Annotated in this window: 11 protein-coding genes and 1 pseudogene; 2 read left to right on the top strand and 10 right to left on the bottom strand. The window is 74.8% G+C overall.

All coding sequences use genetic code 11. The features are described 5' to 3' along the window. Positions 1-32: 32 nt before the first annotated feature. The 5 genes from ABTZ17_RS14960 to infC all read right to left on the bottom strand — a co-directional run bounded on the left by ABTZ17_RS14960 (position 33) and on the right by infC (position 3,716). Positions 33-1,220 (bottom strand): sensor histidine kinase, encoded by a 1,188-nt coding sequence (locus ABTZ17_RS14960; RefSeq protein ID WP_352196011.1) that lies wholly within the window; start codon positions 1,218-1,220, stop codon positions 33-35. Between the two features lie 56 nt (positions 1,221-1,276). Next, complete coding sequence (locus tag ABTZ17_RS14955) at positions 1,277-2,131, bottom strand: TrmH family RNA methyltransferase (protein WP_352196010.1); 855 nt, start codon at positions 2,129-2,131, stop codon at positions 1,277-1,279. Positions 2,132-2,257: 126 nt separating this feature from the next. Beyond that, positions 2,258-2,644 (bottom strand): 50S ribosomal protein L20, encoded by a 387-nt coding sequence (gene rplT, locus ABTZ17_RS14950; protein WP_352196009.1) that lies wholly within the window; start codon positions 2,642-2,644, stop codon positions 2,258-2,260. A gap of 102 nt (positions 2,645-2,746) precedes the next feature. After that, the gene (gene rpmI, locus ABTZ17_RS14945; protein ID WP_328971220.1) at positions 2,747-2,941 is read right to left on the bottom strand and encodes a 50S ribosomal protein L35; all 195 of its coding nucleotides are present in this window, start codon (positions 2,939-2,941) and stop codon (positions 2,747-2,749) included. Positions 2,942-3,041: 100 nt separating this feature from the next. Then, entirely contained in the window at positions 3,042-3,716 is a 675-nt protein-coding gene (gene infC / locus ABTZ17_RS14940) for a translation initiation factor IF-3 (RefSeq protein ID WP_352196008.1), read from the bottom strand. 350 nt (positions 3,717-4,066) lie between these two features. Between infC and ABTZ17_RS14935 the strand changes: the two genes are divergently transcribed. Then, complete coding sequence (locus tag ABTZ17_RS14935) at positions 4,067-4,444, top strand: DUF1844 domain-containing protein (RefSeq protein WP_352196007.1); 378 nt, start codon at positions 4,067-4,069, stop codon at positions 4,442-4,444. A gap of 127 nt (positions 4,445-4,571) precedes the next feature. Here the strand turns inward: ABTZ17_RS14935 and ABTZ17_RS14930 are convergent, their stop codons facing one another. The 3 genes from ABTZ17_RS14930 to ABTZ17_RS14920 all read right to left on the bottom strand — a co-directional run bounded on the left by ABTZ17_RS14930 (position 4,572) and on the right by ABTZ17_RS14920 (position 7,900). Beyond that, entirely contained in the window at positions 4,572-5,312 is a 741-nt protein-coding gene (locus tag ABTZ17_RS14930) for an SseB family protein (RefSeq protein WP_352196006.1), read from the bottom strand. Between the two features lie 9 nt (positions 5,313-5,321). After that, entirely contained in the window at positions 5,322-6,596 is a 1,275-nt protein-coding gene (gene mycP, locus ABTZ17_RS14925; protein WP_502994690.1) for a type VII secretion-associated serine protease mycosin, read from the bottom strand. 158 nt (positions 6,597-6,754) lie between these two features. Then, positions 6,755-7,900, bottom strand: a complete 1,146-nt coding sequence (locus ABTZ17_RS14920; protein ID WP_352196005.1) for a hypothetical protein — start codon at positions 7,898-7,900, stop codon at positions 6,755-6,757. A 137-nt stretch (positions 7,901-8,037) separates the two neighbouring features. Between ABTZ17_RS14920 and ABTZ17_RS14915 the strand changes: the two genes are divergently transcribed. Further along, complete coding sequence (locus ABTZ17_RS14915; protein WP_352196004.1) at positions 8,038-9,240, top strand: amino acid deaminase/aldolase; 1,203 nt, start codon at positions 8,038-8,040, stop codon at positions 9,238-9,240. Positions 9,241-9,383: 143 nt separating this feature from the next. On the opposite strand, the gene ABTZ17_RS14910 is transcribed toward ABTZ17_RS14915, so the two are convergent. Continuing rightward, positions 9,384-10,169 (bottom strand): 3-oxoacyl-ACP reductase, encoded by a 786-nt coding sequence (locus ABTZ17_RS14910; protein WP_352196003.1) that lies wholly within the window; start codon positions 10,167-10,169, stop codon positions 9,384-9,386. 5 nt (positions 10,170-10,174) lie between these two features. Further along, positions 10,175-11,407 (bottom strand): annotated as a pseudogene (locus tag ABTZ17_RS14905) (aldehyde dehydrogenase family protein); the annotation flags it as partial. Positions 11,408-11,498 lie beyond the last annotated feature (91 nt).

Below are 11,498 nucleotides of genomic sequence, written 5' to 3'. Positions count from 1 at the left end.
CGTGGGCCACCTGGCGGGACTCCCGTGACTGGCTACGAGAGGTACGCCGGGGCGCCCACGGGCAGGGTAAATCGGAATTCGGCGCCGCCGCCGGGGCCGCGCCCGACCGTGATCGTGCCGCCGTGGGCCTCGACGATGCCCTTGACGATGTACAGGCCCAGGCCGGTGCCGCCGCGCTTGCTGCCCCGCCAGAAGCGGGTGAAGACGCGGCCCATGGACTCCTCGGGGATGCCGGGTCCTTCGTCCGTCACGGTGACCGCGGTTCCCTTCTCGTGCTTGGCGTGGGCGGGGGCCACCTCGATGGTGACGGTTCCCTCACCGTGCCGCACCGCATTTTCGAGGAGGTTGCCGAGGACCTGGTCGATCTTGTCGGGATCCGCCCACAGGTCGGGCAGCGGGCGGCCGATGCGGACCAGGAAGCGGCCGGGGGCCTGGCCGTTCGCGGTGAGGGCCTGGATGTGGCGACCGACGGCGGTGACGATGTCCACGGGCTGGCGGCGCAGCTCCAGGCGGCCGGAGTCGATCCGGGAGATGTCGAGGAGCTCGGCGATGAGGCGGGTGACGCGGTTGGCGTCGGCGTCGACGGTCTCCAGCATCAGCCGCTTCTGGTCGTCGGTGAACCGCTCCCACTTGGCGAGCAGGGTGGCGGTGAAGCCCTTGACGGAGGTCAGCGGGGAGCGCAGCTCGTGGGCGACGGTGGCGATCAGCTCGGCGTGGCTGCGTTCGGTGCGGCGGCGGGCCTCGGTGCCGCGCAGGGTGACCACGAGGCGGCTGAGGGGGCCGGTGGGCCGGGTGCGGACGTAGCGGGCGGAGACCAGCACCTCGCGGCCGCCGGGCAGGAGGAGGTTGCGTTCGGGCTGGCCGCGGCGGGTGGCGAGGCCCCCGTAGGGGTCGGTCAGGGTCCACCAGCGGCGGCCTTCGAGGTCCTCCAGGGGCAGCGCGGCCTCGATGCGGGTGCCCAGGGCGCGGGCCGGGTCCACGGCGGTGAGGCGGGCGGCGGCGCGGTTGAAGCAGACCACGTGCCCGGTGTGGTCGGCGATGACGAGCCCGTCGGGCAGGTCGTCGGGGTCCAGCCCGTAGGGGGCGGGGCCGTCCGCGGCGGCGGGCACCGGGGCCGGTTGCGGCGGCAGCCCGGGCAGTCCGCCGCCGGGCGGCGGGACGGCCTGCGGGCCGCCGGTCGCGTCCTGTGCCCGTGCCGGGTCGTTCGTACCGACGGTCATGTCCCCGTACCCCACATCTCCGGGAAGGCGCCGAGGGCCCCCGGGCGGCCACATTACTAGCTGGGGGTCACGGAGCGGCACCCTCCGGGTGCTCGCTGCGCACGGGCGGAGCCGTACAGGCAGACCGCGGCGGCGGTGGCGAGGTTGAGGCTCTCGGCCTTGCCGTGGATGGGGACGCGGACCACGGCGTCGGCGAGGGCCCGGGTCTCCTCGGGGAGGCCCCATGCCTCGTTCCCGAAGACCCAGGCGGTGGGGCCGCCCATGGTGCCGGCGTCGAGTTCGGCGTCGAGGTCATCGGTGCCCGCGCCGTCGGCGGCGAGGATCCGCACCCCGGCCTCGCGCAGGCCCGCCACGGCCCGCTCCACGGGCACGCCCACGGCCACGGGGAGGTGGTAGAGGGAGCCGACGGAGGCGCGGACGGACTTGGGGTTGTACAGGTCGACGGAGGCGTCGGTGAGGACCACGGCGTCGGCACCCGCGGCGTCGGCGCAGCGCAGCACGGTGCCGGCGTTGCCGGGGTCGCGGACGTGCGCGAGGACGGCCACCAGGCGGGGCCGGGCGGCGAGGATCTCCTCGAAGGAGGAGTCGAGGAAGCGGCACACCCCGACGAGCCCCTGGGGGGTCACGGTCTGGGAGATCTCGGCGAGGACCTCGTCGGAGGCGAGGTGGACGCGGGCCCCGGCGTCCTCGGCGGCCCGGACGATCTCCGCGTACCGGTCGGCCGCCTCGACGGTGGCGAACAGCTCGATGAGCGTGGCCCCGTCCGTGCCGCGGTGCTCGGCGGCCTCCCGGACGGCCTGGGGGCCCTCGGCGATGAACCGGCGCTCCTTGGTGCGGAAGTTGCGGCGCGCCAGCCGCTTGGCGGCGGCCACCCGGGGGGAACGCGGGGAGATCAGCTCGGGGGTTGCCATGGCGGGGGCGGCTCACTTCCGTACGTGCGAGGGGGCGTGGAACGCGCCGGACCCGCAGGCGCGGTGGCCTGCGGGTCCGGGCAGTTGCCTGCGAGGCCGTCGGTCAGCCTCGTGAAGGGGCCTGGATCAGGCGGCGGCCTTCGGGGCGTTGACGTCGGCCGGGAGCGCCTTCTGGGCGACCTCGACGAGGGCGGCGAACGCGTTGATGTCGTTCACGGCCAGCTCGGCCAGCATCTTGCGGTCCACCTCGATGTTGGCGGCCTTCAGACCCTGGATGAGGCGGTTGTACGTCATGCCGTTCTGGCGGGCAGCGGCGTTGATGCGCTGGATCCACAGCTGACGGAAGTCGCCCTTGCGCTTCTTGCGGTCGTTGAAGTTGTAGACCAGCGAGTGGGTGACCTGCTCCTTGGCCTTGCGGTACAGGCGCGAACGCTGACCGCGGTAGCCGGAGGCCGCCTCGAGGATCGCCCGGCGCTTCTTGTGGGCGTTTACTGCCCGCTTGACGCGTGCCACTTTTAACTCCTTGTAGCGGGGCCGTGGTTGTCTTCACACGACCCGAAAATTCGAATGGGTCCCGGTCTCGGCGTCACCGCTCCCGCGAGGGAGCGGAGGACGTCACTTGCCGAGAAGCTTCTTGATCTTCGCGGCGTCGCCCGGGGCCATCTCGGCGGTGCCGGTGAGGCGGCGCGTCAGCTTGGACGACTTGTGCTCGAGCAGGTGGCGCTTGCCGGCGCGCTCACGGAGCACCTTGCCGGAGCCGGTGATCTTGAAGCGCTTCTTGGAACCGCTGTGCGTCTTGTTCTTCGGCATGGCGCCGTTTTCTCCTCGTCGATGGCGCTCCCGCCGGCCCTGGCAGGACCGGCAGGGGGAGCGTCTTTGTGTCGTGTGACCCGGGGCGGCTGCTCCGGGATCAGGCCTCGGCGGCTTCCTCGGCGGCGGGCGCCTCGGCCGGGACCTCGTCGGCGGCCGGAGCGGCCTCCGCGGGCAGGCCCTGGCGCTCGGCCTTGCGGGCGGCCTGCGCCTCGCGGGCCTCGGCCATCGCCTCGGTCTTCTTCTTGTGCGGACCGAGAACCATGATCATGTTCCGGCCGTCCTGCTTCGGGTTCGACTCGACGAAACCGAGGTCCTGGACGTCCTCCGCGAGACGCTGCAGCAGTCGGTAGCCGAGTTCCGGCCGGGACTGCTCGCGACCACGGAACATGATCGTGATCTTGACCTTGTCGCCCTGCTTGAGGAACCGGACGACGTGACCCTTCTTGGTGTCGTAGTCGTGCGGGTCGATCTTCGGCCGGAGCTTCATCTCCTTGATGACCGTGTGCGCCTGGTTCTTGCGCGCCTCACGGGCCTTCATGGCCGACTCGTACTTGAACTTCCCGTAGTCCATGAGCTTGCACACGGGCGGACGGGCGTTCGCCGCGACCTCGACCAGGTCGAGGTCGTACTCCTGCGCAAGCTCCAGGGCCTTGGCAAGCGGGACAATCCCGACCTGCTCGCCGCTGGGACCGACAAGTCGCACCTCGGGAACGCGAATCCGGTCGTTGATGCGGGGCTCGGCGCTGATGGATCCTCCTCGGTAGCACCACACGGCTGCCTGGCAGACAGCCGCGGACGTCTGTTTCTGACCGACCAGACCACCCCGGAACACGAAAAAGCCCCGGAACGGACACATGCGGGAGCTCCAGAACCGGAACACCGCCGCAGTAACCGCACGGGGCGCACTAAGGCCGCTTTCCATCGTCCGTACGGAACGATGGATGCCGCCTGACCGGTGACCCGCCGTCCCGGAGGGCGGTCGGGTGGGAGTACGGAGCCTCCACTTGTGGGCCGGGGACATGAGTCTCCGGCCGGTCGTCACACAAGGTTAGCACCGGTCGGGCGCGGGGGCGAACCCGGAGGCCGTCGTCCGCTTCCACCCGTGCGGCTTATCGTGGGGGCATGACTGACGCGACCCCCACCCCCACCGCCGAGCCCGAGGCGGCCCCCGACTACGAGACGCTGACCCGCGACATCGCGGACGTGCCCGCCGTCGAGGTGATCACCACGGTGGCGGTGCACCTGCTGAGCGCCGCGGCGGTCAATCTGGGCCTGGACAAGCCGGACTCCGAGCACAAGGACCTGGACGAGGCCCGCAAGCTGATCACCGCCCTGGCCGGGCTGGTGACGGCGAGCGCCACCGAGATCAGCTCCTTCCACGCGGCGCCGCTGCGGGACGGCCTGAAGTCGCTGCAGCTGGCCTTCCGCGAGGCCAGCCTCGTCCCGGACGAGCCGGGGCAGGGTCCGGGCGAGAAGTTCACCGGCCCGGTCTTCGCCTGATCCCTTCCTCCCGCAGGCCCGCGTACGCAGGGGCCGGGGCCCGGACCGTTCGGTCCGGGCCCCGGCCCCTGCGGCGTTTCCGGGCCGCGGTCGCCCGAGGACGAGGGCGACGGCCGGGCCGGCTCCGTCAGCGGGTGTGCAGGGCGGGGCCGGGCGGGACGGGGGCGTCGGCCGGGAGGAGGGCCAGGCCGAGGCCGCGGACGAGGCGGGCCCGGAGGGTCTCGTCGGCGGCGAGGGCCCGGGCGATCCGGCCCGCGGCGGCCGGGGCGTCGGTGCCCTCGGCGAAGACCACGGCGAGGATGCCGTCGGCGTCGGGGCCGCCCGGCAGCAGGTGGGCCCGCAGGACGGTCTCCTCGGCGGCGACCACGGTGCGGACCGCGCCGGTGACGGCGGGGTCGGCCAGCGGGTCGGCGGAGGTGCGGCCCTCGGCGAGGGCGAGCAGGGCGGATCCGGTGAGCTGGTAGGTGACCGGGCCCGCCATGTCGAGGACGACGGTGTCGGCCTTCTCGTGGGCGGCGGCCTGGAGGGCCTGGTGCAGGGGGACGGCCACGGGGCGGGCGGCGGGGTCCCAGCGGGCCAGCGAGTCCAGGGAGGTGAAGGCGGGCAGGGCCCGCCGGTCCCCGGCGCGGAGCGTGGGGACGGCCATGTCGCTGGTCTTCTCCCGGCGCAGGCCGGTCTCCGGGTCGGTCTCGACCTCGCCGAGCACCGCCACGACGGGGACCAGCAGCCGGGCGTCCCTGAGGGCCGCGAGGACCTCGGGTTCGGCGGATCTGTCCGCGGACCAGGCGGCGAGGGCCGCGCTCAGCCGGGGGTCGGCGGAGCCGTCGTCGTCGGAGAAACCGGGGTCGGGAATGTTCTTCTGCGCCACCGTCCGACCCTAACCCCCGGCGGGGCCGGGTCCGGCCGCGGGCTCCCGCCCGGAGCCGGGCCGGGGCCCCGCCGCGGCTCCGGTCCCGGTTCCCGTCCCGGATCCGGGTGCGCGGCGGGCTCGACGGCCGAGGGCGAGGGCGGCCAGGAGGAGGGCGGAGCCGGTGCCGGCGGCGGCGAGCACGGGGAGCGGCAGCCGGTCGGGGGCCGGTCGGGGCGCGGCCGGTCCGGGGCCGAAGTGGCGGGCGGGGGCGGGCGCCGGGGCGGGGAGGGCCGGTCGGGGGGCGAGGCGGGCGGCCGCGGCGAGGGCGGCGGCCGGGTCCACGAGTCCGTGGCCGCGGGCGTCGTCCCGACCGCCGGCCGGGGGGTGGGCCGCGGTGTCGGCGAGGAGGGTCTTGATCTGGGCGGGCGAGAGGTCGGGGCGGGCGGCCCGGAGCAGGGCGACGGAGCCGGAGACGAAGGCGGCGGCGGCGCTGGTGCCCCAGCCCTCGTAGTAGTTGCGGTCGGGGTCGGCGATGACCACGTCGACCCCGGGGGCGCTGACGGTGGCGTACCAGTGGCGGGTGGAGAAGGGGGCCTTGGTGTTGTCCCGGTCCACGGCCGTGACGGCGATCACGCCGGGGTAGGCGGCCGGGTAGGAGACGCGGTCCCCGTCTTCCCCGCCGTTGCCCGCGGAGGCCACGACCACGGAGCCCTTGGCGAGGGCGTACTGCACGGCCTCGTCCTCGGCGGCCTCGTGGTGGGCGGAGGCGCTGTCGTCGCCGAGCGAGAGGTTGATCACGTCGGCGCCCTGGTCGGCGGCCCAGCGGATGCCCTCGGCGAGGGCGCCGCCCTTGCTGTCGCGGGCCTCGGCGCGGCCGGGGTCCCCCTCTTCGAGGATCACCCGGACGGGCAGGACGCGGGCGCCGGGGGCGATGCCGAGCACGCCCTGGGCACGTCCGGGGCCGTGTCCGCGGCCCGCGATGATCCCGGCCATGGCGGTGCCGTGCCGGGCCCAGGCGCGGTCACCGGGCCGGGCTCCGAAGCCGACCAGGTCGCGGCCTTCGAGCACCTGTCCGCGCAGGTCGGGGTGGTCGGCGTCGACCCCGGTGTCGAGCACGGCCACGGTGGTGCCGGTGCCGTCGGTGGTCCGCCAGGCTCGGCGGGCGTGCAGGGCGGACAGGGCCCATTGCTGGTCCCTGATGGAGTCGGCGTGCGCGGGGGCGACGGTGCCGAGGGGGCCGGGGACGGTCCCGGTGCCGAGGAGCAGTCCGGCGGCCAGGGCCAGCGCGGGGGCGGTGCGCAGCCGGAGGCGGGCGCGGGGGCGCGGGTGGGGTCGGGGCGAGGGCGAAGGCGAGAGCGAGGTGGTCCGGGGGTGCGGCCGGAGGGCGCGGGCGCGAAGGGCCCGGACGTGGCGGGCGCCGCCGCGAAGGGTGTGGACGCGAAGGGTGCGGGGGGTGCGGGTCACCGGTCGCCTCCGGGGACGGGTGCGAGGGGTGGTGCCGGGTCGGTGCGGGTGGTCGGGGGTTCGGCGACGGTGCGGCGCAGGGCGCGTTCCAGACGGTCGGCGACGGCCCGGGCCTCGTGTCCCAGGCCGGCCTGTCCGGCGGGTGAGGTGTCCCCGGCGCTCATGGCGGAGGCCGCCGGTCGGGGCCGGTCCACCGTGCGGCCGTCGGCGAAGGCGCTGACGGCGTAGACGACCACGGGGGCGTCGGGCAGGACGGACACGGCCCAGCTGGCCCGGCGGGCGTCCGGGACGCCGTAGGCGGCGGGGGGCGGGGCCTCGGTTTCGAGGCGGGGGGCCAGGGCGGCGAGGGTGGCGGGCTCGGCCGGGGTGAAGACCAGACCGACGCTGACCGTGGAGCTGCGGGTGGTGTCGGTGTAGGAGGCGCGCAGCAGTCGCGTGCAGCCCGCCGGGGCGAGGGCCGCGGTCCAGACGGGTCCGAGCGGGGTGCAGGGGCCGTCGGGGGCGACGGCGGTACGGATCCATCGCCGGTCGGCGCCGCCGGGGCCCGCTCCCTGTCCGATCAGCTCCGGGGGGAAGAGCCCGTCCACGGGCTCCTCCCGCCACAGGGCGGCGGCGCGGCGGTACTGCGCCTCGGCGGCGGGCACGGCGGGGGCCCGGCGTTCCCAGCCGGCCGCGGCGGCCCCGGCGAGCAGGGCGGCCCCGAGCACCCAGCACCCGGCCCGCGCGACGCGCAGCCTGCGGGAGGGGGTGGGGGGCGGGGCGGGGAGCGGGGCGGCTACCGCGGGGCCCTCGTCGGTGGCGGGCGGGGCGGCGGCGGGGGTGGGGCCGGCGGTTTCGGGTGCGGGAGTGGGGGGTGCCGGGGTGGCGGTGGCCCGGGGAGGAAGGGGATCGGCCGGGGCGGCGGGGCCGGGGACGGCCGGGGCGGGGGCCGAGGACGGGGACGGGGCCGTCGGGTCGACTGCCGTTCCGGTTCCGGATCCGATTCCGGTTCGGGTCCCGCCGGCGGGGCGGTCGGAGGGGACGGGGCCTCGGTCCGCGGGGGCGGGAGCCTGGCCGGGGAGCGCCGCGCGGGGGATCGAACGGTCCGCGGGGGCTTGTTCCGGCAGGGGGGTGCGGCCGGGCGGGCGCTCAGGGTTGGTCATCCGGATCCGCTCCCCCGTCGCGCCGTGCGTCCACCCGCGTACTCTACGGTCCCCGGCGCGGGACCGGGGTCGCCGCCGGTCGGAATGGCCGTCCGGCACCCCTACCACCGAGTAGGCCGATCTGGCACGCTGCGGCCATGACTTCGCCAGACGCCGACCGGGCCCGGTACGACCGGGCCACCGCCCATCTGGACGCTCCGCTCGCCCTCGTGGACCTGGAGGCCTTCGACGCCAACGCCGACGACCTGGTCCGGCGGGCGGGCGGCAAGCCGGTCCGGGTCGCCAGCAAGTCGGTGCGCTGTCGGGCCCTCCTGGAACGGGTCCTGGCCCGGCCGGGGTTCGCCGGGATCATGTCCTTCACGCTGGCCGAGTCCCTGTGGTTGGCCCGGGCGGGGTTCGAGGACGTCCTGCTGGCCTACCCGTCGGCGGACCGCGCCGGTTACGCCGAGTTGACGGGGGACGCCAAGCTCGCCGCGGCGGTGACCGTGCTGGTGGACGACCCGGCCCAGCTGGACCTGATCGACCGGGCGCGGGCGGGCGGCCGCGAGGAGGTGCGGGTCTGCCTGGAGTTGGACACCTCCCTGCACCTGCTGGGGGGCCGGGTCCGGGTGGGCGCGCGGCGTTCGCCGCTGCGGGAGCCCGGGGAGCTGGCCGAGCTGGCCCGGCGGATCGACCGCCGGGAGGGCTTCCGGGTGGTCGGGCTGATGGCCTACGAGGGGCACATCGCCGGGGTCGGGGACGCGGTGGCGGGTCGTCCGCTGCGTTCGCGGGCGGTCCGGCTGATGCAGCGGACGGCCAAACGGGAGCTGGTCGCGCGACGGGCCGCGGTGGTGCGGGCGGTGGAGGCGGCGGTGGGTCCGCTGGAGTTCGTGAACGGCGGCGGCACCGGCAGTGTGCAGCACACCGCGGCGGAGCAGGTGGTCACGGAGATCGCGGCCGGGTCGGGGCTGTACGTGCCGCGGCTGTTCGACAACTTCCGCTCCTTCTCGGGGCGTCCGGCGGCCCTGTTCGCGCAGCCGGTGGTGCGGCGCCCGGGGGTGGGCGTGGTGACGGTGCTCGGCGGGGGCTATCCGGCCTCGGGGGCTCCGGGGGCGGACCGGCTGCCGGAGCCGTACCTGCCGCGGGGGCTGCGCTACGACCCCCAGGAGGGGGCGGGTGAGGTGCAGACCCCGCTGTTGGGTGCCGCGGCCGACGACCTGCTGATCGGTGACCGGGTCTGGTTCCGGCACGCGAAGGCGGGTGAGCTGTGCGAGCGCTTCGACGAGCTGCACCTGGTGGAGGGCGACCGGGTGGTCCGGTCGGTGCCCACGTACCGGGGTGAGGGGCGCACGTTCCTCTGAGCGGGCCTCGGGTTCGGCCTCGGGGTCGGTGACGACGCCGGTGATGGTGTTCGTTCACATGTGAAGGGGCAAGGTGACATGTCACCTTGCCCCTTCACCTCTCACTCCTCGCGCTCCGCGCCGCGCGTCTCGTGCCCGGGGGCCTACAGCGGGGTGACGTAGGCCCCGCCGATGCCGCCGTCGACGAGGAAGTCGGTGGCGTTGACGAAGGAGGAGTCGTCGCTGGCGAGGAAGGCCACGGCGGCGGCGATCTCGTCGGGCTCCGCGAACCGTCCGACGGGGATGTGGACGAGGCGGCGGGCGGCCCGCTCGGGGTCCTTGGCGAACAGTTCCTGGAGCAGCGGGGTGTTGACGGGGCCGGGGCAGAGGGCGTTGACGCGGATGCCCTCGCGGGCGAACTGCACGCCGAGTTCGCGGGACATGGCCAGCACGCCGCCCTTGGAGGCGGTGTAGGAGATCTGGGAGGTGGCCGCGCCCATGATCGCCACGAAGGAGGCGGTGTTGATGATGGAGCCGCGGCCCTGGCGGCGCATGTAGGGCAGGGCGGCCTTGCAGCAGAGGTAGACGGAGGTGAGGTTGACGTCCTGGACCCGCTTCCAGGCGTCGAGTCCGGTGGTGAGGATGGAGTCGTCGTCGGGGGGCGAGATGCCCGCGTTGTTGAAGGCGATGTCCACCGAGCCATAGGTGTCGAAGGCGGTCTTGAAGAGCGCTTCGACCTGCTCGGGGTCGGTGACGTCGACCCGTACGAAGAGGCCGCCGGTGGCCTCGGCGGCGGCCTTGCCCGCTGTCTCGTCGATGTCTCCGCAGACCACGTGGGCGCCCTCGGAGGCCAGTCGGCGCGCGGTGGCCAGGCCGATGCCGCTGCCGGCCCCGGTGACGACGGCGGTACGGCCGACCAGGCGGCGGCAGACGGTCGCTTCAGTGCTCATGGTGCTCAGGCCTCCGTGCTGATGAAGACGTTCTTGGTTTCGGTGAAGGCGGCGAGGGCGTCGGGGCCGAGTTCCCGGCCGAGTCCCGACTGCTTGAAGCCGCCGAAGGGCGTCCAGTAGCGGACGCTGCTGTGGGAGTTGACCGACAGGTTCCCGGCGGCGACGGCCCGGGTGACCCGCAGGGCGCGGCCGAGGTCGCGGGTCCAGATGGAGCCGGAGAGCCCGTAGTCTCCGGCGTTGGCGAGGCGGACGGCGTCCTCCTCGTCCTCGAAGGGCAGCACCACCGCCACCGGTCCGAAGACCTCTTCGGTGGCGACGGGCGCGGCCGGGTCCACGTCGGTGACGAGGGTGGGCGGGTACCAGAAGCCGGGGCCTTCGGGGGCGCTGCCGCGGACCACTACGAGGTCATCGGTGACATAGGACCGTACGCGGTCCCGTTGTGCCCGCGAGATCAGCGGCCCCATCTGGGTCCGCTCGTCGAGCGGGTCGCCGACGACGACCTCCTTGAGCGCCGGGGCCAGCAGGTCCAGGAACCGGTCGTGGACGGACCGTTGGACCAGGATCCGGGTGCGGGCGCAGCAGTCCTGGCCGGAGTTGTCGAGGAAGGCCATGGGGGCGGTGGCGGCGGCCCGTTCGAGGTCGGAGTCGGCGAAGACGATGTTGGGGCTCTTGCCGCCGAGTTCGAGGGTGAGGCGCTTCACGCGGTCGGCGCAGATGGCCATGATCCGCTTGCCGACGCCGGTGGAGCCGGTGAAGACGATCTTGGCCACGCCGGGGTGCCGGACCAGGGCGTCGCCGGCCTCGGGGCCGGTGCCGGGGAGGACCTGGAAGAGGTGTTCGGGCAGTCCGGCCGCCAGGGCCAGTTCGGCCAGCCGGAGGGCGGTGAGGGGGGTGGTCTCGGCGGGTTTGAGGATGACGGCGTTGCCCGCGGCGAGGGCGGGGGCGGTGCCCCAGCCGGCGATGGGCATGGGGAAGTTCCAGGGGGCGATGACGCCGATGACGCCGAGGGGTTCGAGGAAGGTGAGGTCCACTCCGCCGGGCACGGGGATCTGGCGGCCGGAGAGCCGTTCGGCCCCGCCGGCGGAGAACTCCAGGAGGTCGCGGAAGTTCCCGGCCTCCCAGCGGGCGTTGCCGAGGGTGTGGCCGGCCTCGCGGACCTCCAGGAGGGCCAGTTCCTCCTGGTGGGCGTCGACGGCGTCGGCGAAGCGGCGCAGCAGCCGGGCCCGGTCGGCGGGGGCGTGCAGCAGGCCCTGCTGAAGATCCTGGAGGGGACCACCGCCTCGGTGCCCCCGCAGGGCGGCCGCAAGCACCCGCACCAGGAGTTCATCC

Origin of the sequence: Streptomyces sp. NPDC097619, from assembly GCF_040302735.1 — a bacterium.
Taxonomy (GTDB): Bacteria; Actinomycetota; Actinomycetes; order Streptomycetales; family Streptomycetaceae; genus Streptomyces.
Note: the sequence above shows the minus strand (reverse complement) of the source record. Positions and strands in the feature narration are given on the sequence as shown.